Source organism: Bartonella sp. AD24XZML (genome assembly GCF_042196485.1).
Classification (GTDB): domain Bacteria; phylum Pseudomonadota; class Alphaproteobacteria; order Rhizobiales; family Rhizobiaceae; genus Bartonella.
Genome location: NZ_JBHIQH010000059.1, coordinates 20,415 through 45,165 on the forward strand (window position 1 = coordinate 20,415; position 24,751 = coordinate 45,165).

Sequence of the window (24,751 nt, forward strand, 5' to 3'; positions counted from 1 at the left end):
TTTTTTATTGTATTATCATAGTACAACGATGTTATTATCATAAAGGAAAAACATTTTTTTATTTTTTCTTACTTTTTTGAGTTTATCACCTTAGTCTGGTTAACGGTGCTGGTTTTTGAAATATACACATGTTTTATTGCATTTTTTGCGATATTTTCATGGTGCTTCTTTTATTAAATAAAGGGATATCCTTTCGTCTCTGAGAATTTGTAGAGAAATTTTATAACGTTTCAGCATTTCTTATCAGAGTGAGAGTTCTAGTATATTGAAGATTTTGTAGCGAACTTATTATTGTCGTGTATAGAAATAATATTTCAAGACAGTTTACTTAAAAAAAGACTATCTATTCTAATAAGGGTATGCTTATATAGGTATTATATTTAGATATTTCAACCTTAGTGCATTGAAAAGATATTTTTTGCTGAAAAATGCAAGCAATGAATTGAGTATTGTTAAAGGAGCAAAGGTATTAAATAGAATGTTGAAAAAGTTTTGTTCTGTACGAGCACATGAGCGAATATCAGGGGTTTGTGGGGGCCGTGCTCTTTTTGTTTTGAAATAAGATATTAAGATATAATGAGAAGCTTATTATTTAGCGGGAAAGTATAAAAAAATTCAAAACTCCTCTTGCAGCAGAGAGAGGGAGTTGGTTGGTGTTGGAAAATGGGTGAATTTTCCTGTGTTGTTGAAGTATCAAATTGTCGTTAAGGCTCTTTGTTATTAAGGAGTTTGAGCTAACAGGGGAGTGCTTTGATGGCGTAAAAAACACTAGAAGAAAAAAGGGGAAAGCTTGCTCGACAAGCAAGAGTGAAAAAATCTTTGTCGTGTAGTTTTCAATGGTAGATGTTGTATATCACCCGTAGATTTTGTTATCGGTTATACCATTTATTGTATATTAAATTGTTTTTCGGTGCATCTTGGGGGGCTTATAAGTATGGCAGGAGGAGTGGTTGGTAGGTAGTGTTGTTTGAAAGTTTTAAACCTTTGTCTCTCAGAGCCGATGGTTCGTCTAATCTTGTTGTTTTGCACGTTCTTCTTGCGTGGGAAATTTATACAATAAACGTTAAAAGGAAAAGTCTATGAACTTGAAAAGAAAAATATTGAAAAGTAGCGGCTCTCTTGTTTCTGTTCTTATGGCATTGGGAATGGTTGTACAACAGTCCTTAGCAAAAACACCGGCTAATACTCTTGTGATGGCTTGGAATATTGATGCAATCAGTACGTTTGATCCCGCACAACTTAATGATGTTTATGGGAGTGAAATTATTCGCAATGTTTGTGATAATTTGGTGAGTGGTGCTACAGATAATCCTGCTAAAATGGTTCCGTCTTTAGCAACACATTGGGATGTTTCAGGTGATGATCACAGTACGGTGATTACTTTTCATTTGCGTGATGGTTTGAAGTTTAATGATGGCAGATCAGCCAACGCCAATGATCTTGTTTGGGGTATGAAGCGGATTGTCAAATTGAAGATGGGTAATGCGGCAATTTTTAATGAATATGGAATTACAGAGCAAAATGTTGATGATGCTTTGCAAGCTGTTGATGAAAAAACGGTTGTGATGAAATTTGATAAGCCTTATCCAGCAGAACTCATTCTTAATAATATTGTTGCAAGTCCTGCGACAGCTTTGCTTGATCGCAAGACAATTATGAAGCATGAAAAAGATGGCGATTTTGGAAATCAGTATTTGAAAAGTCATGCTGCGTGTGTTGGACCTTATCAGTTAAAAAGTTGGCGCCCTGGAGAAGCTCTTTTGTTGCGTGCAAGCTCTCACTATTGGGGACAAGCGCCTAAACTGAAGCAGATTTTAATTCGCCATGTTGCAGAGCCCGGAACACAACGTTTGTTGTTGCAAAAACATGATATTGATGTTGCTCGTAATTTGACCCCTGAAGATCTTGCAGATCTACAAAAAACAACAGATGTTAAAATCGAAGAAGTATTAGAGCCAAGCATGATGTATTGGGGATTCAACATGACAAATCCCATTTTTGCTAAGGAAAAAGTACGCTTGGCGATGCGCTATCTCATAGACTATGAAGGTCTTGGCAAGAAGCTTCTCAAAGGTGTTGGTATTCCACGGGCAAGTTTTATTCCTGTTGGCAATCTTGGAGCTTTAGATGAAAAAGAAGGGCAGCCCTTTAAGCTTGATATTCAAAAAGCCAAGCAGCTTTTAACAGAGGCTGGTTATCCGAATGGATTTGAGGCTAATTTTCTTGTTTCAAACGCCCCTTATACTTTGTTACTTGCTCAGTCACTCCAAGATAGTGCTGCTCAGGCAGGGGTGCGTCTTAAAATTGAGCGTTTGGCAGGTACACAGTTGTTTTCCAAACTTTATGCACGGGCTTTTGATACAATTTTTGTCGGATGGAATAATGATTCTGCCGATCCTCATACAATGGCTTCACGTCTTGTTTATAATCCGGATAATCGGTTTGAGGCAAAAAACACAGCCTATCCTAGTTGGCAGCATGGGTATTTTGATGCCAAGATGAATGAAAAGGTTGAAGAGGCATTGTTTCAAAAAGATTCACAAAAACGGGCGAAAATCTATGCTGATTTACAACGTGAACTGATGCAAAAAGGTCCTTATGCGTTTATCTATCAGAAATATACTGTTATCGCGATGACACCTGATGTCAAAAAGTGGGTTTGGAATAGTGCGCCACAAATTTTTTATAGTAAAATTGAAAAATAAGTGTGTCTTCAATGTTGTCAAATAGATAAAGAGCATAGCCATAATATATTTGGCGTTTTGCATAAGTTTTAAAGTTTTGCAAGACGCCGAAGATCGTGAATAGGGAGGGATATACTAAATGTCTTTTCAAGATCTTTATTTAAAAGGGGGCATTTTTATTAAAGATATGTTTGTGTAGATGTTAAGACTGAATATCTCAGTTTCTCTGAATTGAAAAGTGGTCAGTTTATTTACTGAAAAATTATTGCAACAACTGTTGCAGAAGCTAGCATTGCTAAAGAAGCAAAGACTTTGCGATGTGCAAGAAAAGTTTTGTTATGGGGAAACACGAGAAATATCAGTTTTTAATAGTATCCGTATTGTCTTTTGCTTTGAAGGATGAGGAAATGCTAATTGGAGGGTATTATTTTACGGGGAGTGATGAAAAAATTCGAATTTTTCTTTTGAAAAAGGAATAAAAGTCGTTTTACTTGGCAAATTGACGAATTTTCCTGTTTTACCGAAGTTTCAAATTCTTATGAAGGCTCTTTATTATTAAAGTACTTGAATAAATAGGGATAGTGCTTTGATGAAATTAGAAATATTAGAAGAAACAAGAGACAAGAGAAAAAAAGAATCTTAGTCTTATAGTCTTCAATAGTAGGCGTTATGATATCGTGAATAAGCTCTATTGTTGGTGAGCGTTCATTATATATCAGAGTGTTTTGGTTTGGCTTATAAGTGTGGGCAGGAGAAGTGATTGGCAAGAGGTGTTTGTTCTTAAAGATTTTAAAACTTAGTTTTTAGAAGCCTATAGTTCGTCTAAACTTAATTATTAAGCACGTTTTGCTGCATGGGAAATTTATACAATAACGTTAAAAGGAAAATTCTATGAACGTGAAAAGAAAAATATTGAAAAAGAGCAGTTCTTTTGTTTCTGCTGTTCTTGCAATGGGGATGTTTGTGCAACAAGTTTCAGCAAAAACACCTACTGATACCCTTGTAATGGCTTTGAATCTTGATTCAATTGAGACTTTTGATCCTGCGCAGATCAATGAACGTTATGGCAATGAAATTATTGCTAATATTTGTGATAACTTAATCGATTCCGCTACAGATGATGCAGCTAAAATAGCGCCTTCTTTGGCAAAGAGTTGGGATGTTTCAAATGAGGGTGGGGGTACAGTTATTACTTTTCATTTGCGTGATGATTTGAAGTTTAATGATGGTCGGTCTGCTGGTGCTCATGATCTTGTTTGGGGGATGAAGCGGGTTGTTAAATTGAAGTTGTCTGCAGCAGCTATATTTAACGAATATGGAATTACAGAACAAAATATTGATTCTACTCTTCAAGCCCCCGATGAGAAAACAGTGGTGATGAAATTTGATAAGCTTTATCCAGCAGAGATCATCCTTGGCCATATTCTTACTACTCGTGTTGCTGCTTTACTTGATCGTGAGACACTTATGAAACACGAACAAGATGGTGATATGGGAAATCGCTATTTGGCAAGTCACGCTGCTTGTGTTGGTCCTTATCAATTAGTCAACTGGCGTTCTGGAGAGGCGATTTTGTTGCGTGCAAGTTCCTATCATTGGGGAGAGCCAGCAAAATTGAAGCAGATTCTCATTCGTCATATTGCTGAGCCTGGAACACAACGTTTGTTGTTGGAAAAACACGATATTGATGTGGCACGTAATTTGATGCCTGAAGATATAACAGATCTCCAAGTAACAACAGATATTAAGATTGAAAAAGTGTTGGCTCCATCTGTGATAATGTGGGGGTTCAATACGACAAATCCTATTTTTGCCAATGAAAAGGTGCGTTTGGCAATGCGTTATTTGATCGATTATGACACTCTGGGAAAGACTCTTCTTAAAGATGTTGGTATTCCACGGGCAAGCTTTATTCCCATCGGTAATCTTGGAGCTTTGGATGAAAAAGAAGGGCAACCCTTTAAACTTGATCTTGAAAAAGCTAAGCAGCTTTTAACAGAAGCAGGTTATCCAAATGGTTTTAAAGCCAATATTTTTGCAGGGAAATCTCCTTATCCTTTTGCTTTGCCTATTGCTCAGTCTATCCAGGACAATGCAAAAAAAATAGGTGTGCACTTTAAGATTGAACATTTTGTAGGGACACAGTTGTTTTCCAAACTTTATGCACGTAGCTTTGATACAATTTTTATGGGATGGAATAACGATTCTGCAGATCCTTATACAATGGCTTCACGTCTCGTTTATAATCCGGATAATCGGTTTGAGGCTAAAAACACAGGCTATCCTAGTTGGTGCCACGGCTATTTGGATGAAGATATGAATAAGAAGGTTCAGGCAGCTCTGTTTCAAAAAGATCCACAGAAACGGGCACAAATGTACGCCGATTTACAGCGTGATTTTATGCAAAAAGGACCTTATGCATTTATCTATCAGACATATAGTATTATTGCTATGACACCTGATGTTAAAAAATGGGTGTGGAATAGTGCACCACGTATTTTTTATAATGCCATTGAAAAATAAGCACGTTTAAAATGTTGTAATATACAACAGTGAATGTGATGATAATAACTTCGGTGTTTTGCATAGAGTTTAAAGCTTTGCAAAATATCGAAGTTTATCGGTAAAGTGCATTATAGAGTAACTCGAAGATACTCTTCTTTAGAGAGGGACTATGCATTTTTATAGAACAAGTATACATAGATATTAAGATTGTAGATTTCAATCTTAAGTGAAGAAAAAATAATAAATTTGCCGGTTAAAGAAATGGGCATACTGAATATGAGCAGAATTTAGTATTTTGTAGAAAAAGTGAGGAACCTTAAAATGTGCTATTGAGAAAAAAGTTAGTTATATGCAGGTGCGTTGGGGGAATATGGGATTATTGTGGAGCTGGTGCTTCAAATTATACCGCTTTTCCTTAAAAAATGATGAGATGCTGAGACTGCCCTTTAATATGGGTCCTGGAAAGTCCAAATGTCCTTGTGAGGAAGGAGAGGAATGTCCATGGTTAGAAACTATACTTATGAGGATTGTCAAAATATCGAAGGATGAGTGAGCTTTTAAAGCAACTGAAGTTGGTTCTCTGAGAACTCTTTTGAGAAAATAGGAAAAAGACTTTTAAAGCAGAAGTCCTGTTTGATGCGATAAAAAAATCTTTGGCTTGTATGATCAAAGTTATGGGTGCTGTGACATCACTAACAGGCGCTGTCATTTGTGGTATTATTCATTGTTTATCAGATCATTTTTCGTTGTCTCTTTTGTTTTAGTTTACAATATTGCTCAAGGGGCTGCTCCTGCTGTTTAAAGGGTTTGATATTTTATCTTTAGGAGGTGTGCTTTAAAAGCCTGATTTTTTTTATTTTTGCACGTTACTGTTGCAAGAAAAATTTATACAACAAACTTTAAAGAGATAAATCTATGAATTTAAAAAGAAAGATATTTAAAAGGAGCAGTTGTTTTATTTCTGCTTTTATTACTTTTGGGATGTTTGTGCAGCAAGTTTCAGCAAAAACACCTGCTGATACCCTCGTGATGGCTTGGGATCTTGATGCGATCAGTAATTTTGATCCTGCGCAGCTCAATGACCGGTATGGAGCTGAAATTGTTGTTAATGTTTGTGATAATTTGGTTGATTCTGCTAAAAATGATGGAGTTAAAATCGTTCCTTCTTTGGCAAAGAGTTGGGATGTTGTAAGCGATGATCAGAGTACAGTTATTACTTTTCATTTGCGCGATGATTTGAAGTTTAATGATGGTCGGTCTGCTGGTGCTCATGATCTTGTTTGGGGAATGAGGCGGGTTGTCAAATTGAAGCTATCTAATGCGGCAACTTTTAATGAATATGGTATCACAGAACAAAATGTTGATAAGGCTTTTCAAGCACCCGATGAGAAAACAGTGGTGATGAAATTTGATAAACCTTATCCAGTAGAACTTATTCTGAGCAATATTTCTAGGAATCGTACTGTTGCTCTGCTTGATCGTGAGACACTTATGAAACACGAACAAGATGGTGATATGGGAAATCGCTATTTGGCAAGTCACGCTGCTTGTGTTGGTCCTTATCAGTTAGAAAGTTGGCGTCCTGGAGAAGGAATTTTGTTGCGTGCAAGTACCCATTATTGGGGAGAGGCACCCAAATTGAAGAAGATCTTAATTCGTCATATTGCTGAGCCTGGAACACAACGTTTGTTGTTGGAAAAACACGATATTGATGTGGCACGTAATTTAACGCCAGAGAATATAGCAGATCTCCAAAAAACAACAGATATTAAGATTGAAAAAGTGTTGGCTCCATCTGTGATAATGTGGGGGTTCAATACGACAAATCCTATTTTTGCCAATGAAAAGGTGCGTTTGGCAATGCGTTATTTGATCGATTATGACACTCTGGGAAAGACTCTTCTTAAAGATGTTGGCATTCCACGGGCAAGCTTTATTCCCATTGGTAATTTTGGGGCTTTGGATGAAAAAGAAGGGCAACCCTTTAAACTTGATCTTGAAAAAGCCAAGCAGCTTTTAATAGAAGCGGGTTATCCAGATGGTTTTGAGGCCAATATTTTTGCAGGAAAATCTCCTTATCCTTTTGCTTTGCCTATTGCTCAGTCTATCCAGGATAATGCAAAAAAGATAGGTGTGCACTTTAAGATTGAACATTTTATCGGTACACAGTTGTTTTCCAAACTTTATGCACGTAGCTTTGATACAATTTTTATAGGATGGAATAATTCTTCTGCGGATCCTCATACAATGGCTTCACGTTTTATTTCAAATCCTGATAATCGGTTTGAGGCTAAAAATACAGGCTATCCTAGTTGGTGCCACGGCTATTTGGATGAAGATATGAATAAGAAGGTTCAGGCAGCTCTGTTTCAAAAAGATCCACAGAAACGGGCACAAATGTATGCTGATTTACAGCGTGAATTAATGCAAAAAGGACCTTATGCGTTTATCTATCAGACATATAATATTATTGCTATGACACCTGATGTAAAAAAATGGGTGTGGAATAGTGCACCACGTATTTTTTATAGTGCAATTGAAAAATAAGAAGGTATCAAGTTTATAAAATATAAAAAACATGATCATGATATATTTGATGTATTGCAAAGCTCTTTAACACTTTGCAATACGTTGAATTTTATCGGGAATGGATTACTATGTTGTATCGAGAATTTTATTTCAGGAATTCTTATGAAAGATGCGTTTGTGTGGATGTTAGGATTGAATATTTTAACTTCTATTGATACAATTTTCGGATGAAATAATGACTCTAGACATCCCCATACAACGGCTTCAAGTTTTTTTTACAACCCTGATAATCGATTTGAAATTAAAAATATAAGCTGTTCTAGCCGGTGTTATGGGTATTTTGATGAAGCTATAAATCAAAAGTTTAAAGATGTGTTGTTTCAAAAAGATTCACAGAAACGGGCGTAAAGAATTGAAAAATGGTAAGTTTGTTTAGTGAAAAAACAGGTGTAACAAATGTGGCAGAATTCACTGTTTCCGAAATAGCAGGGGCTCTAAAGCGTGTTGTTGAAGAAAAGTTTGGTTATGTACGGGTGCGTGGGGAGATATCAGGGTACCGTGGTACTCATGCTTCGGGACATGCTTATTTTTCTTTAAAAGATGATAAGGCACGGTTGGAAGCTGTTATTTGGCGTGGAGTTATGGAAAAGCTCAAATTCCCTCCTGAAGAAGGGATGGAAGTAGTTGCTGTTGGTAAACTTACAACTTATCCAGGGTCATCGAAATATCAAATTGTCATTGAGGCTCTTGAACCAACGGGGGTTGGTGCTTTGATGACACTTCTTGAAAATCGTAAGAAAAAGTTTTTAGAAGAAGGCTTGTTTGATGAAGAAAAGAAAAAACCTTTGCCTTATATGCCTCGAATTTTAGGCGTTGTAACATCACCAACAGGTGCTGTTATTCGTGATATTATTCATCGTATATCCGATCGTTTTCCGTTGCATATTTTGGTTTGGCCTGTACGTGTTCAGGGGGAAACAAGTGGGAGGGAAGTGGCTGTTGCTGTTGAAGGTTTTAATGCTCTTGGTCCAGGTGGACTTATTCCAAAACCTGATCTTATTATTGTTGCACGGGGAGGGGGAAGTTTAGAAGATTTGTGGGGGTTTAATGACGAAGCTGTTGTTCGTGCTGTTTATGAATCTTCTCTTCCTGTTATTTCTGCTGTTGGGCATGAAACGGACTGGACCTTGATTGATTATGTGGCTGATTGGCGCGCTCCAACTCCTACCGCCGCAGCAGAACGGGCTGTTCCTGTTAAGCTTGATCTCGAGGTGCTGGTGGCATCGCTTGATGCACGTTTGCGCAAGGGACTCGCGCGTTATTTGGATTTTTATCGACAAAAATTGCGTGCTACTCTACGAGCTCTTCCGACTGCCGATCAACTTTTTGCTCTACCACGGCGTGGTTTGGATGAAACTTCAAGTCGATTGCAGCGTGCTCTTTGTGTAAGCTACGATAAAAAACGTTTTTCTTTTCATGCACTTGGTGTGCGTCTTTCACCGCGTTTGTTAAATAGTGAAAAAGCACAACGCAATACAAAGGAATATACGGCACGTCTTCAGCGTGCTTTTGTGCGTAGTGTGGAAAAACAACGTGCTGGGTTAGAGGTAGTATCTAGGCTTTTAAGAAGCACTTCATATCAGAATATTTTGGAGCGCGGTTTTGTTTTGGCTTTGGGGAAAGATCATAAGCCCATTAAACGATTGGTTCAGTTTCCTGAAACAGGGCAAATAAATTTACGCTTTTTTGATGGAGATATCAGTGTTGCAACACAAGAGCCTATTTCCGCTAAAAGATCAAAACACAAGCAGATAAAGTCGCCAAGCGATGATCAAGGAACTCTCTTTTAATACGGTTAATGCCATGCTTGCGGAAGGTCTTCTTAAGGGAGTGGATGGAAAAGTTCGTTGCGCATGGGCTGGAACGGATCCACTTTATTGTGCTTATCATGATACCGAATGGGGAAAGCCTGTTTTTGAGGATATTCGTTTGTTTGAGAAAATTTGTCTTGAAGGTTTCCAAGCGGGGCTTTCTTGGTTTACAATTTTAAAAAAACGCTCTTTTTTTCGCGTTGCATTTGATCACTTTGACTTTGAAAAGATTGCTCATTATGATGAGCTAAAGGTGCAAATGTTATTGCAGAATAAAGACATTGTTCGCCATCAAGGAAAAATTCAATCAGTGCTTAATAATGCATTGAGAGCACAAGAAATTATAACAGAGTGGGGGAGTTTGTCCCACTATTTTTGGTCTTTTCAACCACCACAATCGGAGCGTTATGAAAAAATAGATTTTCAAACACTGTTAGCTAACCCTATGACACCTGCTTCTTTTCGTCTTTCTCAAAACTTGAAGAAACGTGGTTGGACATTCGTTGGCCCCACAATTTGTTATGCTTTTATGCAGTCCGTAGGAATTGTTAATGATCATCTTGAAGGATGTTTTTGTCGATAAATTGGCAAACTTTCTTTTGTAAGAGTAATGATTAATAGGATAATAATTGAATTATTTAATAAATGTATAAATTATACAATTCCGCTGTATAAGATAATTGAAATATACAAACTATACAATATTAATGATTTTCTATTGTTGTTGGCACTAAAAACGATAAAGGTATAATTTTGAGGATGAAAAAACAGACGCAAAAAGGAGTGATATCTTAACTGTTATGTATCTGAAGTGAGATAATGGTAATGTCTTGTATGTTTTAAAGAAACATCTAGTTACACCAAAGCCCATTTTGCGACGCAGCTCATGAATACTATGACAGTAAATCCATCGTGCACTCCATCTTTACGCTTATGAAGGAGAAGATCGGCACCATCACACATTTACTAGCTCTCAATGTTGTCAACAGTCTTTAGCATTTGTAATGGTTCAGAAGAAGTGTTTTTATTTCCGTTAGTGACATAACCGTTATAATTAATGAATATTTTATTCATGTTTATTGACGAATGCAAAGTGGTTTTTAGATGGGGTGCTGTTGTTGCATTGTTTTACTTTGCTTGTATGACTGTTGGTTTATTTATATGTAGGTCGATTGCCCAATGCTTACCTAGGCAATATAAAATGAAATGCAGCGATGAAAAATTGAAGTTAAATGACTCAAGCTGCTTGTGTTAGGTTTTATTATCTGATAACTTTCCTTCACTAGAGAGGAATTTTGCTGCGTGTGAGCTCCAGTTTTAGGAGGATACTTAAGCTCAGACAGACTGGTATTCACTGCATTGCTTCGTTGAATCTCTGTATGTTTCCGCTGGAAACGAGAGTTTTGTTGCGGTATGTTGCTTTCTGTTCTATTTTTATAGTGGTAAAGCAATGATGCACACTAAAGTTTAGAAGGTTTTATATTCGTTATGTCTTTGGGGGGGAAGTGTCTAATAAATTTTGTTTTTATCAATGGGGGGATGCATTTTAGTGTATATTCTTTTATTGTAAGCTTTATTTCTCAAAAGATAAAGCGTGGAAGGAATGATTCTTCTCATTTTTCCTTTATCTTTGTTAACGCGTTTGGTTTTGTTGGTAAAAACGTAAAACTTTTGACACTTAGTTTTCAAAAGATTAAGCAGATTTTTGTGGGGGGTAGCGTTTTAGAAAAGATATTTTCTTATGTCTTTCTGCTGTTTCAGTGTCGTTTTGGTCATGTAGTAAAGATGCGCCGCATCTTGAAACTGAGTGTTTGAGGGGGATGACTATTTTTAAAGTTTGCATATTTTATTTTAAATGTCGCTTAAAGGAATAGAATAATGAATTCATAAATTTTTGCGTAATGATTTTTTTTAAGCTCACTATTTTTTGGGGGGCGACAAGGCTTATTGATGATTAATAGGGAATTGATATAGTGCATTATCATATGCAAAGAGGTTATGAAAAGAATGTAATACTGGTTAGCAAAACATATATTGCATGTTCGCTATGGTTTATTGAGACGTAAGTCAATGAATTTATCAAGTAGATGACTCTGTGTAGGTGATTAGAAATATAGGCGATTAGAACGTATTTATTCAATGTTATAATTATAAATTTGCTATATTATTTCAGCGTCATTAATTGATAAAAATAAATAAAGGGAAGAGTTTATGAACTTGAAAAGAAAAATATTGAAAAGTAGCGGCTCTCTTGTTTCTGTTCTTATGGCATTGGGAATGGTTGTACAACAGTCCTTAGCAAAAACACCGGCTGATACCCTTGTGATGGCTTGGAATATTGATGCAATCAGTACGTTTGATCCCGCACAACTTAATGATGTTTATGGGAGTGAAATTATTCGCAATGTTTGTGATAATTTGGTGAGTGGTGCGACAGATGATCCTGCTAAAATGGTTCCCGCTTTAGCAACACATTGGGATGTTTCAGGTGATGATCACAGTACGGTGATTACTTTTCATTTGCGTGATGGTTTGAAGTTTAATGATGGCAGATCAGCCAACGCCAATGATCTTGTTTGGGGTATGAAGCGGATTGTCAAATTGAAGATGGGTAATGCGGCAATTTTTAATGAATATGGAATTACAGAGCAAAATGTTGATGATGCTTTGCAAGCTGTTGATGAAAAAACGGTTGTGATGAAATTTGATAAGCCTTATCCAGCAGAGCTCATTCTTAATAATATTGTTGCGAGTCGTGCAACAGCTTTGCTTGATCGTAAGACGATTATGAAACACGAAAAAAATGGCGATTTTGGAAATCAGTATTTGAAAAGTCATGCTGCGTGTGTTGGACCTTATCAGTTAAAAAGTTGGCGCCCTGGAGAAGCTCTTTTGTTGCGTGCAAGCTCTCACTATTGGGGACAAACGCCTAAACTGAAGCAGATTTTAATTCGCCATGTTGCAGAGCCCGGAACACAACGTTTGTTGTTGCAAAAACATGATATAGATGTTGCTCGTAATTTGACCCCTGAAGATCTTGCAGATCTGCAAAAAACAACAGATGTTAAAGTTGAAAGAGTGTTAGTGCCAACTATGATGTACTGGGGATTCAATACGACGAATCTTATTTTTGCTAAGGAAAAAGTGCGCTTGGCGATGCGTTATCTCATAGATTATGAAGGTCTTGGCAAGAAGCTTCTCAAAGGGATTGGTGTTCCACGGGCCAGTTTTATTCCTCTTGGCAACTTTGGGGCTTTAGATGAAAAAGAGGGGCAACCCTTTAAACTTGATATTCAAAAAGCCAAACAGCTTTTAGCAGAGGCTGGTTATCCGAACGGATTTGAGGCAAATTTTCTCGTGTCAAACACTCCTTATACTTTGTTACTTGCTCAGTCACTCCAAGATAGTGCTGCTCAGGCAGGGGTGCGTCTTAAAATTGAACGTGTAGCAGGTACACAGTTATTTTCAAAAGTGGATGCTCGAGCTTTTGATACGGCTTTTATCGGATGGAATAATGATTCTGCGGATCCTCATACAATGGCTTCACGTCTTATTTTCAATCCAGATAATCGTTTTGAGGCTAGAAATACAGCCTATCCTAGTTGGAAGCATGGGTATTTTGATGCTAAGATGAATGAAAAGGTTGAAGAAGCGTTGTTTCAAAAAGATCCGCAAAAACGAGCGCAACTCTATGCTGATTTACAACGTGAATTAATGCAAAAAGGACCTTATGCGTTTATCTTTCAACAATATAGCGTTGTCGCGATGACGCCTGATGTCAAAAAATGGGTTTGGAATAGTGCACCGCGTATTTTTTATAGTAAAATTGAAAAATAAGTGTGTCTTTTTAGTGTTATCAAAGCTAAAAAGAGCTTAATCATAATTGCATGATGAAAATATTCTCCCATATAAAGCTCTTCAGTTTTTTAAGGATGAAACTGTGAAGGATGTTTGTGTAGTAGCAGTATATAATTAAGATCGTTTATAGGGAGCGATGAATATAGAAAGTTATATTGGGGAGGATCTTTGTTTATGGTTATAGATTCTCTGCATCCCGAATATAGACTGATGTATAAGAAAATTATTTTATAGATGCTTAGTTTGATTAAATGAAATTGATGTCTAATGCTATGCTATTTAAGCAAAATCACAATCACTTTGTGTGAAAAGGTAGAAGAATACAAAAGGAAGAGATAAAATGGGAAAACAAAGAATATTGAAAAAATTTTCTATTTTATTAAGCTCAATCGTTTTTTTTAATGGGGCTGTAACATCGGCATTCAGTGCCTCATCTAAAGATATATTGGTAATGGCATGGAATATTGATTCAATTAGTAGTTTTGATCCAGCGCAAACTGTTGAGGTTGTGACGAGTGAGTTATTGACGAATATTTGCAGCGCGTTAGTGCAATATGATGAGCATGATCCTACAAAAATTCGCCCTGCTATGGCAAAATCTTGGGACGTTTTAGATAATGGCAAAAGAATAGTCTTTCATCTTCGTGATGATTTAAAGTTTAATGATGGAAGGATGGCTACAGCGCAAGATCTGGTATGGTCGATGCGACGGATTATTAAATTAGGATTAAGCTATGCTCAATCTTTAATGGATTATGGGTTTACCAAAAACAATATTGAAACAAATATTCAGGCTCTTGATGATAAGACTTTACAATTAAAATTAGATAAACCCTATCCTATTCAGCTCATATTGACTGTTATTGGACAATCTTATGCTTCTGCTTTGCTTGATCGGAAAACAATTGAAGCACAGAGTATTAACGGTGATATGGGGAATAAATATTTAGCAACACATACAGCTTGTGTTGGACCTTATAAATTGGTGAGCTGGTCTCCAGGAGATAAAGTTGTGTTAGAGGCGACACAACATTATTGGGGCGAAGTGCCTAAAATTAAGAAGATTGTTGTGCGGCATGTAGCGGATTCATCAAGTCAAAGACTTCTTTTGGAAAAAGGTGATGTGGATATAGTGCGTGATCTTTCTTCAGAGGATATTTTAGATCTTGAAAAAAAGGGAGGCCCAGTCAAAATTAGTCGTGTTTTGCGTCCGCAGATTATTTACTTATCGTTAAATAATAAGAATGCAATTTTTGCGAATGAAAAGGTCAGATTGGCACTTCGTTATTTGGTTGATTATGAAGGTCTTGGAAAAACTGTTTTGAAAGGGATTGCTATTCCACGGGCAACTTATATGTCTTTAGGTGTTCCAGGTGCTTTAGATGAAAAAGAAGGTTTGCCTTTTCAGTTGGATTTGAAAAAAGCAAAACAACTGATTACTGAAGCTGGTTATCCTAATGGGTTTAAAGCTAATCTTTTAGTTGGAAGCCTTAGTTATATGTCGTCTGTTGCACAGTCTATTCAAGCCAATGCACGCAAAATTGGTGTTGAGCTTACAATTGAAAAAATGGCACAAAATCAATTGTTGAGTCGTGTACGTGGTGGAAATTATGATACTGCACTTATGGGGTGGGGGAGTGCCGATCCTGATGGACATCCTGCTTCATTAAATCACGTGTTTAACCCTGATCCAACATTTACAAAAAAGCACAATATGTATTTAGCTTGGCGCGCTGGGTATTATGATGAAAATATTAATAACATGGTGATGGATGCTTTGTTTGAGAAAGACCCCAATAAGCGTATCATGCAATATCGTACTTTACAGCATTATGTGCTAGAGCATGGTCCTATGGTTTATTTATTTCAGACATATTATACCGTTGGTATGGGACCTGATGTCAAAAAATGGATTTGGAACAGTTATAGACTTTACTACAATGAAGCAGAAAAATAAAAAGAAGCATGTTATAGAGAAGGATTATAGAACATGCTTAATAAGAGATTGTTTTGTTATATAAAAAAAGGTATTTGCTTTATGTTTTATCGCTACAGAGGGGATTTTTATAATGGTTTTGCCACTTTCAGAGACTGAAAGAGCTGTATCAGAAAAGCAGAAAAAATTATTTTTATGGGATTTTTTATGCAAAGGATTGAAACTTCTTATTTCAGTTTTTATCACATTGCTTGGGTTGGTGACGATTACCTTTTTTCTTGGTCATCTTCTTCCTCTCGATCCTGTTCTATCTATTCTTGGTGATAATATCAGTCAGGAAGCTTATGATGCTATGTATTATAAGCTGGGTCTTGATAAGCCGTTGATTGTTCAATATTGGAAGTATCTTCATAATGTATTTTTATTTGACTTTGGAGATGCTTTAACGTCTGGGCGTCCTGTTTTAGCTGATATTATGCGTGTATTTCCTGCAACATTAGAACTTGCAACTGTTGCTATTGTTATTGGCACAACTCTTGGAATTCCCTTTGGTGTTTTTGCAGCAATGTATCGCGATTCATTTATTGATTATGTTGTCCGTATTTTTACACTTGTAAGTTATTCTACCCCAACATTTTGGCTTGGATTAATGGCGTTGTTAATATTTTACGCCAAGCTTGGTTGGGTTGGTGGCCCAGGACGACTTGATTTTCTTTATGAATATTCTTTTGAACAAAAAACAGGATTTTTCCTTTGGGATACTGCAAGCCAAGGACAATGGGAGGCTTTTGGTAATGTTTTTAGTCACGTTATTATGCCTGCTTTGATCTTGGCTTTCGGTGCTATGGCTTATATTAGCCGTATGACTCGTGGGTTTATGATTGAGCAGCTTAATCAGGAATATATCATTACTGCACGTGTAAAGGGATTATCGTGGTCGCGAACCGTTTGGGGGCATGCCTTTCGAAATGCTGCTGTTCAAATTATTACCGTTGTTGCACTTTCTTATGCTTTTTTATTAGAAGGGGCTGTTTTAACGGAGACAGTTTTTGCTTGGCCTGGTTTTGGACATTACTTGACAAATGCTCTTTTAGCCGGAGATATGAATGCAGTTGTAGGATGTACTTTACTTGTAGGATTTATCTTTGTCGCCATTAATTTATTTTCTGATTTGCTTTATCGCATTTTTGATCCAAGGACACGTTGAATATGACAGTAAGTAATCATCATAAATCGCAATCATCATCTTCTTTGGGTAGTTGGTTAAACGATCCTGTTCCAAACTCCATAATTCAAGCGAACATACAAAGAATTTATCACGCACTGGCTAAGTTTTTTCATAACTTTTCGGCTGTATTCGGTCTGCTTATTATTTGTATTATTATCATATGTGCATTTTTTGCTCCTTGGATTGCTACGCATGATTTTCTTAGCAATGATCTAGGGCATCGGTTGCAGCCACCCTCTATGGCGCATTATTTTGGAACAGATGAATTGGGACGTGACATTTTTAGTCGCCTTGTTTTTGGTTCCCGTATTACTCTTTATGTTGTTTTTCTTACAACAGTTATTGTAGGTCCAATAGGGCTTATTGTTGGAACTGTATCTGGTTATATGGGCGGATGGGTTGATACTGTGCTCATGCGCATTGTCGATATTTTTCTTGCTTTTCCAGGTTTGATTTTAGCTCTTGCATTTTCAGCCGCATTGGGACCAGGGATTGAAAATGCTTCTATTGCAATTTCAATTGCAGCATGGCCCCCAATTGCACGTTTAGCACGTGCTGAGACTTTGACAATACGTTCTTCTGATTATGTTTCTGTAGTTCGCCTGCAAGGGGCCTCTGCTTGGCGAATTATTTTGTTTCATGTTGCGCCCATGTGTATTCCTTCAGTGATTGTACGATTAACTTTGGATATGTCTGGAATTATTTTAACGGCTGCTGGTCTTGGTTTTTTAGGGTTGGGAGCTCAACTTCCAAGTCCTGAATGGGGTGCGATGCTTTCTTCAGGGCGGGAATTTATGATGACAAATTGGTGGTTGGCGGCAATACCAGGCTGTGCAATATTATTTGCAAGTCTTGCTTTCAACCTTTTAGGTGATGGTCTTCGTGATGTATTGGATCCACGCAATGGGTAATAAATTATTAGAAGTAGAAGATTTACGTATTTCTTTTCCTACAACGCGCGGCATTTCAGAAGTTGTACGTGGCGTTAGTTTTTCTGTTGGAAAAGAAAAAATTGGAATTGTTGGTGAATCCGGATCTGGAAAATCGATGACTGGGCGCGCAATACTAAGGTTGAGTCCAAAAGCAGCTATTGTTAAAGCTAAAAAAATGCGCTTTGAGGATGTTGATTTATTGGAAGCAAGTGAACCTCAGATGCGAAAAATCCGTGGGAAACGTATTTCAATGATTTTACAGGACCCCAAATATTCACTTAATCCATTAATACGGATCGGGGAACAGATTATGGAGGCTTACCGTATTCATTATCGTGTTTCAAAAGCTGAAGCGAGGGAGCGCACCATATCTATGTTAGAATCTGTTCATATTCGTGATCCTGAACATGTGATGCGTCTCTTTCCCCATGAAATATCTGGGGGGATGGGGCAGCGCGTGATGATTGCAATGATGCTCATTCCAAAACCTGATTTAATTATTGCCGATGAACCAACATCTGCGCTTGATATTACGGTCAGACGACAAGTTTTATCTGTATTAGATGAACTTGTTACAAAGTCTGGAACGGGACTTATTTTCATTAGTCATGATTTAAATATGATTGCTGATTTTTGTGATCGTATTTTGGTGATGTATGCGGGCCGTGTGTTAGAAGAGTTGCCTGCTTCTGATTTGTCTCACGCTTGTCATCCTTATACAAAGGCGTTGCTCGCGAGTTTGCCACGGCTTGATAATCCAGTTGATATTTTGGCTGTTCCTGAGCGTGATCCTGATTGGTTGTATAATCCTACGATTGTTAATGGTGTTGAGGAGGTTCCTCATGACAAATTGTGAGAATATTATTGATGTTTCTAATTTATCTGTAACTTTTGGTCATAGGCATAAGGCAGTAACAGTTGTTAAAAATGTTAATTTTCATATTAAGCGTGGTGAAGCTTATGGTTTGATTGGTGAATCCGGATGTGGAAAGTCAACTATTTTGAATACATTGGTGGGGCTTATTCCAGATTATAGTGGAAAGTTTCTTTTTGCTGGACAAGAAGTTGAAAAGAAAAGAAGTAAGGATTTTTTACGCTGTATTCAAATGGTTTTTCAAGATCCTTATGCTTCACTCCATCCAAGAAAAATGGTCCATACGGTTCTTTCTGAATCGCTCAAAATCCATGGAATGGATAATCAAAGAGAGCGGGTGGAGGATGCTTTAGATTCCGTTGGTTTAGATTCTTCATTTCTTTATCGTTATCCTCATGAGTTGTCTGGAGGGCAGCGTCAGCGTATTGCTCTTGCACGTGCTTTAATTATTGAGCCAGAGGTGTTGTTGCTTGATGAGCCAACATCTGCATTGGATGTGTCGGTACAGGCTGAAATTTTAAACTTGTTGAAATCACTGCGCGTGAGAAAAAAGCTTACTTATTTGATGGTGTCCCATGATCTTGCTGTTGTTGCACATATTTGTGAACGTGTTGGAATTATGCATAAAGGGATTATTCTTGAAGAGCTTAGCAATGATGAATTGCGTAATCTACATGCGCAACACGATTATACAAAGGAGTTTTTTGAAGCAAGTATAGAGCCTATTGTCCATAGAGAGCAAAGAGCATGATCAATTTTACAGAAGAGAAAATGCAATTTTATTTGTTTTGAAGTTTCTGGAGATGTTTGGCGGCATTGTTAAGAGGGAAGGAGATAATAGGATTTTTTCAGTATGAATTTTCTGGGCAGTGTTTGAGCTGTAATATTTTAAATCCTATTAGAACTCCCATTTTGAAATATACGAATGACTTATAACATACATCTCTTTGTTTGATATTATTGCATTATTTTTTACTTATCATTTTATGTTCAAAAGTTTTATTTTGGGATTTTAAGCATTAAATTTGTGAGAAATAACAAAAGATAGTAATGCTGTATTTTCTAGAAAAGCTTCTCATTATTTTACAATATTATTTTGTTTTTGGTTGTTCTCTTTTTTACAGTTTTATTCTTTATAAAAAGAATTTTTTGTAAAAGACATCAAATGGTTAATGACAGTCTTCAAATATTTTTCTGTTCTCTATTTAAAAAAGCGTTTAAAACAGCTTATAATAAGCCAAAAAGGCAGCATATTGCTTCCTTTTTGTTAAATTGAATAGGCTTTTTACAGTCTTGATTTAAAACTGATAGCGTATTCCTCCTGAAAAGCTTGCACCACTTATACCAGTTTTTTGAAGCTTTTGTTGATAGCTGACATCACCATGAAGGGAGAGGTTAGCGGACAATTATGCACTAATACCAAGCCCACCTTCAACGGAACTTCCCGAGGGGTCACGTTTATAATACTTATCAATATGGAATGTCTGATCATCACCAAAGGTTTTGATCAAGTTTACTTTTCCATAGAAAGACATAGGACGACTGTTTTCAGTGGCAATGGTTTTTGTCAAACGTCCACCAACACGGATTATCCATTGAGAAGGATTTTTCATCTCAATGGTCAGATTATCAGCATCTTTAATGGTATCAAACATCAAATGTTGATAGGCAAGCTGTGCCTGCGGTTCGAATGTTACGTCTTGGATACCCGTTGCAAATTGTTTGCTAACAGTTGTGGAGAACGCCAACATTTTTGCATTTTTCAATTTTGCGGTTGTACTAATGAGGGCATTGGTGATCTTTCTCTTTAGGAAGCCATAGGATAACAGCGTATCAAGATAGAAACCACTGTCATGTTGTATGGTTCCATAGGTTGTGAGTGACCATTTATCCACAATGCTCTTACTTGTATCTTGCATATTCTTTGGAGTGCAAAGAGAGTTGTCCATAGGTTTCTATAAGGCCAAAATGTGTTGTAGATATTTTTCCCTTCTAGCGCGACAAAGTTAACAACTCCTTGTAGAGCAGCATAACGAAGATGAGCACTGCTATAACTATATCTACTAGAAGTACTACTTATCAAAAAATAAGCTTCCTGTTTTTCCATAGGTGTATAAGAAAAAGCTATTCCGTTTGTCTTATTCTTTCCTTAAGACAAATGTCGCATATTGGTTAACAGTTGCATTTTGCTTAGCCATATTGGTTAATCCAGCATACAAGAGAGCATTGGGGCTTGATCAAATAGTTTGTATTTATGGCACGATGGTTTTTACTTTTAAGTCGCTATCAAGCAGTACTGGTTGTAAGCGAAAATCCCAGAAATTTTTATTTTCTCCTAAAAGGTTTTGTTCAGTATTTGTTTTACTGTGGTTTGATTTTGGTCCATAAGCTTTCAGTATATATTTATAAGGTGAACCACTTATTGTGATATAGTCCTTTGCAAGTTTGAAAGAGTTTTGATTTACTTTTCCAGAAACTTGAATGAGTGAAAGACCACGTGCACTGGTAAGAGCAGAAGCATCTGCTTTAATATTGTTCTTTTCTAAATGTCCAGTGATATAAACCAGTGTAGTCCCTGAAACATCACCGTGAATCAGAAGATGGTCAGCTTTTTGTTTGTTTATGGCAGCACTATCACTCCATTCGACGTTGAAATGAATTTCTGCTTTTCCTGTAGCATTGTAGACTTTTTTAGTATTTGGTCTGCCAGATCCTATGTACAACGTGTGATAATGATCTTCAGTTGGCTCTTCAAAAACAATAGAGCTGTTATTGATGTTAAGGACAGAAATATCAGAACGTGCTCTTTGAGCAATATCAAGCAGTTTTTCGTTCTGGCTTTTTTTATTTGTGCTTGTTTTCAATATCCATTTCGTATTATTTTGCAAATCAAAGACTGTTTTGAATTTTTTTCAGTGCTCACTTTGCCGTCTAAGATGGAGTGATCGGCATTTAGTATAAAAGTGAAATCATTTTTTTTCGTTGAGGCTTCGGTTACTAATAAAACCTTGGCACGGATTTCTGAATTTTTGAGATTGGCTTTACCAATTGATTCATTTGCATTAATTCCAGTACCATTTTTAATGTGAAGTTTTGCATTGGTTAAATTGATTTCTGATGTTTTATTGTTCTTAGATTTTTCAAATGCTATACCTCTATCTTCTGCTGTGGCAGAAACATTTGTTACATCAATATGTCCATTATTATTTACAACAAATGCACTATTTTCGGCAATTATTGTCCCTCCACTCATTTTGATTGTGCTGCCATTTTCTGAATAAAGTCCGATCTCAGCATTTTTAATCGTTGTATGGCCATATAATTCAACTAAACTGCCAACATCTTGGCTTTCCGCACCGAATCCGTTACTATCTGCTATTATTAGAGTAACATTCGTGGCTTTAATATGTCCACCGTTTCCGGAAAATAATGCAGTAGTTTTACCTTGTACTGTTCCTCCCGTTATGGTGATGGTGGATTTTGAGTCTTTTGCATAGAGCCCACTGTCATCAGATGATGTAATTTGAGCATTGTCAGTTAAAGTAATAGTGCTGCCGTTTATGGCAGATACTGCTGCACCTTTTGCGTTAAATGATCCTCCAGAAACTGTTATTTGAGAATCATTATCTGAAATTATGCTATTGATTGCTTGCGGAACGGTTACATTTTCTAAAGTAATGGCACTTCTTCTTGCAATTATTGCATTGATTAGTAGTGCATTATCCTTACGATTTAATATCGTTACATCTTTCAGTTTGTTATTGCTCTTGTTTTTTAATAAGTGAACGCCTGCTTCGGAAGCAGTAATGGTTCCTCCGATCATTTTGATTGTGCTATCGTTTTGCGCATCAATTCCGATTTTAACGTCACTGATCGTTGTATTTCCAAGCAATTCAATCACACTGAGCCAGAGGCAGCTGCACCAGCAGCTACACCACTGCCATTATTAGTTGCTTTTAAAGCAACATTTGTAACCGTAATATGGCCACCTATGTCTGCTTCTAAGGCTGTATATTTTCCTGTCACGTTTCCTGTTGTCATTGTAATTGTGGATTTTGAGTCTTGTGCATAGAGGCCTGCTTCATCATGTGACGTAATTTGAGCATTGTCCGTTAAGGTGATGCTGCTACCATTTTGAGCACATATTGTTGCATAGCTTGAATCAAATGATCCTCCAGAGATTGTTATGTTAGAACGATTATTTGCAATTACGCTGTTGCCTGTTTGAGTCACTTTTACATTTTTTAAAGTGAGAGCACTTTTTTTCTCTAGAAGAATTCCTTTGCCTGAATTTTTATCTTTGCCGGTTGATATTATTACATTTTCTAGTTTACTTTCGGTGCTCTTACTGTTCACGAAGCCAACACCAGTTTTAGAAGTTGTAATAGTCCCCCCAATCATTTTAATTACGCCACCGTTACTTGCCACAAGCCCAACACCAGCATTCTTAATCTTTGTATTGCCATATAATTCAATCATACTATTAGCGCTATTGACTCCTGCGCCTATTGTAGGAACATCAGTGATCTTGCTCCCATGTTCATTTGTTGTTAGAGCAATATCCGTGACCTTGATATGTCCACCGTTTTCTGCAACCAACGCCATTTTTTCTGTGATTACGCTTCCTCCCATCATTTCGATTGTGGTTTCTGAATCTGTTGCATGGAGTCCAGTGCCATGAGATGATGTAGCTTGAACATTATTGGTTAGAGTTACGCGACTGCCATTGTAAGCAGATATTGCTGCCTTTGTGGCATCAAATGATCCTCCCAATATCGTGATTTCAGATTTATTATTTGCAGTAACGCTATTCATTGCCTTAGTCACTTTTACATTTTCTAAAGTGACTTCACTGTCTTTGTCTGCAAATATTGCAAAAGTTAGTGGAGCTTTGCCTTTGCCACTTGATATTATTATATCTTTTAGCTTGTTTTCAGCATTCTTACTGTTCAAGAATTTAGCGCCAGTGTTGGAAACTGTAATAGTCCCCCCAGTCATTTTCAGTGTAGCACCATCTTTTGCTTCAAGACCGAAAAAAATGCTAGAACCAGTTCCTTTAATGGTTGTACCATCCAAGTAATTCAATCGCAGTGTTAGAACCTTCAGCTGTTATAGCGTGCGCATTTGTGCCTATGTTGGTGTTTGTTTTTTTGTTTCCGATTATCGTCAAATGCTTGCCGATAATTTGACCACCTTTTTTTGCGTGAATAATTTCGTAGGTTTCGTTGGAAACTTCTTTTTTACTTTCTGAAATTTCAAGATTTTTAGCTTGTGCATTAAGATTGATAGCAGAAAGTACAACTGCCACAATTGCTGTGCAGGATAGAAGAAAATTTTTAGGCATCAGTCTACTCCTTTTAAAGCCCCCAACATTCATTTTCCCGCTAACTTCATAAGCAGAAGTGAAAATAGATATTGCTTTTATTTTAATAACACAGCACTCTGATATTTTGTTTTGATTTTTTTGTCAAAATTAAAGTTGTATTTATGTTTAATTATGTAATATTAAATTTATTTCATAATGTATTTTTATCTAATTATATTTTAAAAATAAGTTTTTTATTAATAATATATATTATTTTATATCAATATTCATTTATTTTAATATTTATTGATGTATATTTAATAAATACAGTTATATAAAATAAATTAAAAAATATAATATAAGTAAGAATAGTAGTGTTTTAATATTGTACATTTTCAAAAAAATGAAATATTTTATAGTTTTAAAGTTAATAAAGAATAAATATTTTTGTGTATAATTTACTTTATATTTTATATTGAGTAGAAAAAGGTGAAATTAGAGTGGATATGTGATAATTGATTGTTCTTACCTACATTATGTATCGAATGAGTTTTTGACAGCAAAAATGAGAGAAGGCTTTAATAGAGCGTTGAGGGTTCTTTGAGTACTCAGTGTCTTCTTTGAACAAATAAAATATAAAAATATGTAGAATCCGCTGATAAGCCGCAATTTCCGAAAGGCTACATACTATACAAAACTCCGTTGGATGTAGTTTGACATTAGGTTTTGTACTAAGTGGGAAGAGGTGAGATTAGTTAGAAATACGTGATAATTTATTGTTTTTATGGTTATTTTTTACCATTAAATGCGCGTTTTGTAAAATGGCATGGGGCAGGACCATCCCGTTTTAACAAGCGCCATTATCAAAACCATTGCTGCCCTTATGGCTTTTAACATTGCTCTACGTGTGTTGCGCTTTACCATGACTGGCGCACACGTCTTGGTTTATTTTGGTGCTGATACCACTACCATTACGCGTTGGAAAAATATCATTGCTGCTGCTTTTGATTTCTCTCAAACTTGGCAAAA

13 protein-coding genes and 2 pseudogenes are annotated in these 24,751 nt (G+C 36.6%); 12 read left to right on the forward strand and 3 right to left on the reverse strand.

Annotated elements, in window-relative coordinates:
• Positions 1 to 1,079 precede the first annotated feature (1,079 nt).
• The 11 genes from ACFIMX_RS05725 to ACFIMX_RS05775 all read left to right on the forward strand — a co-directional run bounded on the left by ACFIMX_RS05725 (position 1,080) and on the right by ACFIMX_RS05775 (position 19,168).
• The gene (locus ACFIMX_RS05725) at positions 1,080 to 2,705 is read left to right on the forward strand and encodes an ABC transporter substrate-binding protein (protein WP_375694165.1); all 1,626 of its coding nucleotides are present in this window, start codon (positions 1,080 to 1,082) and stop codon (positions 2,703 to 2,705) included.
• 870 nt (positions 2,706 to 3,575) lie between these two features.
• Positions 3,576 to 5,207 (forward strand): ABC transporter substrate-binding protein, encoded by a 1,632-nt coding sequence (locus ACFIMX_RS05730; protein WP_375639791.1) that lies wholly within the window; start codon positions 3,576 to 3,578, stop codon positions 5,205 to 5,207.
• A gap of 897 nt (positions 5,208 to 6,104) precedes the next feature.
• The gene (locus ACFIMX_RS05735; RefSeq protein WP_375694166.1) at positions 6,105 to 7,736 is read left to right on the forward strand and encodes an ABC transporter substrate-binding protein; all 1,632 of its coding nucleotides are present in this window, start codon (positions 6,105 to 6,107) and stop codon (positions 7,734 to 7,736) included.
• A 401-nt stretch (positions 7,737 to 8,137) separates the two neighbouring features.
• Positions 8,138 to 9,568, forward strand: coding sequence for an exodeoxyribonuclease VII large subunit (gene xseA, locus ACFIMX_RS05740; RefSeq protein ID WP_375639788.1), 1,431 nt, complete (start codon positions 8,138 to 8,140; stop codon positions 9,566 to 9,568).
• Positions 9,546 to 10,172, forward strand: coding sequence for a DNA-3-methyladenine glycosylase I (locus ACFIMX_RS05745; RefSeq protein WP_375639787.1), 627 nt, complete (start codon positions 9,546 to 9,548; stop codon positions 10,170 to 10,172). The genes xseA and ACFIMX_RS05745 overlap by 23 nt, the downstream gene beginning before the upstream one ends.
• A gap of 1,628 nt (positions 10,173 to 11,800) precedes the next feature.
• Positions 11,801 to 13,426 carry an ABC transporter substrate-binding protein gene (locus tag ACFIMX_RS05750; protein ID WP_375694167.1) on the forward strand — a complete coding sequence of 542 codons (1,626 nt, stop codon included), beginning with the start codon at positions 11,801 to 11,803 and terminating at the stop codon, positions 13,424 to 13,426.
• 361 nt (positions 13,427 to 13,787) lie between these two features.
• A complete protein-coding gene (locus ACFIMX_RS05755) occupies positions 13,788 to 15,404 on the forward strand; it encodes an ABC transporter substrate-binding protein (RefSeq protein WP_375618647.1) in 1,617 nt (538 codons plus the stop codon).
• Between the two features lie 112 nt (positions 15,405 to 15,516).
• Positions 15,517 to 16,590 (forward strand): ABC transporter permease, encoded by a 1,074-nt coding sequence (locus tag ACFIMX_RS05760; RefSeq protein ID WP_375637077.1) that lies wholly within the window; start codon positions 15,517 to 15,519, stop codon positions 16,588 to 16,590.
• Positions 16,591 to 16,592: 2 nt separating this feature from the next.
• Entirely contained in the window at positions 16,593 to 17,522 is a 930-nt protein-coding gene (locus ACFIMX_RS05765; RefSeq protein WP_273790732.1) for an ABC transporter permease, read from the forward strand.
• Positions 17,515 to 18,399, forward strand: coding sequence for an ABC transporter ATP-binding protein (locus ACFIMX_RS05770; RefSeq protein WP_375618645.1), 885 nt, complete (start codon positions 17,515 to 17,517; stop codon positions 18,397 to 18,399). Before ACFIMX_RS05765 ends, ACFIMX_RS05770 begins: the two co-directional genes overlap by 8 nt.
• Positions 18,386 to 19,168: an ABC transporter ATP-binding protein gene (locus tag ACFIMX_RS05775; protein WP_273790734.1), complete on the forward strand. Its 783-nt coding sequence runs from the start codon at positions 18,386 to 18,388 to the stop codon at positions 19,166 to 19,168. The genes ACFIMX_RS05770 and ACFIMX_RS05775 overlap by 14 nt, the downstream gene beginning before the upstream one ends.
• Positions 19,169 to 19,715: 547 nt before the next feature.
• Here the strand turns inward: ACFIMX_RS05775 and ACFIMX_RS10390 are convergent.
• From ACFIMX_RS10390 to ACFIMX_RS05800, 3 genes and pseudogenes are all read right to left on the reverse strand, one after another.
• Positions 19,716 to 21,616 (reverse strand): annotated as a pseudogene (locus ACFIMX_RS10390) (autotransporter outer membrane beta-barrel domain-containing protein); the annotation flags it as partial.
• Positions 21,617 to 22,314: 698 nt separating this feature from the next.
• Positions 22,315 to 23,493 (reverse strand): hypothetical protein, encoded by a 1,179-nt coding sequence (locus ACFIMX_RS05795; protein WP_375694169.1) that lies wholly within the window; start codon positions 23,491 to 23,493, stop codon positions 22,315 to 22,317.
• Positions 23,474 to 23,761, reverse strand: coding sequence for a hypothetical protein (locus tag ACFIMX_RS05800; protein ID WP_375694170.1), 288 nt, complete (start codon positions 23,759 to 23,761; stop codon positions 23,474 to 23,476). Before ACFIMX_RS05800 ends, ACFIMX_RS05795 begins: the two co-directional genes overlap by 20 nt.
• 787 nt (positions 23,762 to 24,548) lie before the next feature.
• Between ACFIMX_RS05800 and ACFIMX_RS05805 the strand changes: the two are divergent.
• Positions 24,549 to 24,751, forward strand: a pseudogene (locus ACFIMX_RS05805) (hypothetical protein); the annotation flags it as partial.

Bases quoted from the DNA above. Each gene is read 5' to 3' on its own strand.
- ACFIMX_RS05725 (WP_375694165.1), top strand. From the start codon at position 1,080: ATGAACTTGAAAAGAAAAATATTGAAAAGTAGCGGCTCTCTTGTTTCT.
- ACFIMX_RS05730 (WP_375639791.1), top strand. From the start codon at position 3,576: ATGAACGTGAAAAGAAAAATATTGAAAAAGAGCAGTTCTTTTGTTTCT.
- ACFIMX_RS05735 (WP_375694166.1), top strand. From the start codon at position 6,105: ATGAATTTAAAAAGAAAGATATTTAAAAGGAGCAGTTGTTTTATTTCT.
- xseA (WP_375639788.1), top strand. From the start codon at position 8,138: ATGGTAAGTTTGTTTAGTGAAAAAACAGGTGTAACAAATGTGGCAGAA.
- ACFIMX_RS05745 (WP_375639787.1), top strand. From the start codon at position 9,546: ATGATCAAGGAACTCTCTTTTAATACGGTTAATGCCATGCTTGCGGAA.
- ACFIMX_RS05750 (WP_375694167.1), top strand. From the start codon at position 11,801: ATGAACTTGAAAAGAAAAATATTGAAAAGTAGCGGCTCTCTTGTTTCT.
- ACFIMX_RS05755 (WP_375618647.1), top strand. From the start codon at position 13,788: ATGGGAAAACAAAGAATATTGAAAAAATTTTCTATTTTATTAAGCTCA.
- ACFIMX_RS05760 (WP_375637077.1), top strand. From the start codon at position 15,517: ATGGTTTTGCCACTTTCAGAGACTGAAAGAGCTGTATCAGAAAAGCAG.
- ACFIMX_RS05765 (WP_273790732.1), top strand. From the start codon at position 16,593: ATGACAGTAAGTAATCATCATAAATCGCAATCATCATCTTCTTTGGGT.
- ACFIMX_RS05770 (WP_375618645.1), top strand. From the start codon at position 17,515: ATGGGTAATAAATTATTAGAAGTAGAAGATTTACGTATTTCTTTTCCT.
- ACFIMX_RS05775 (WP_273790734.1), top strand. From the start codon at position 18,386: ATGACAAATTGTGAGAATATTATTGATGTTTCTAATTTATCTGTAACT.
- ACFIMX_RS05800 (WP_375694170.1), bottom strand. From the start codon at position 23,761: ATGCCTAAAAATTTTCTTCTATCCTGCACAGCAATTGTGGCAGTTGTA.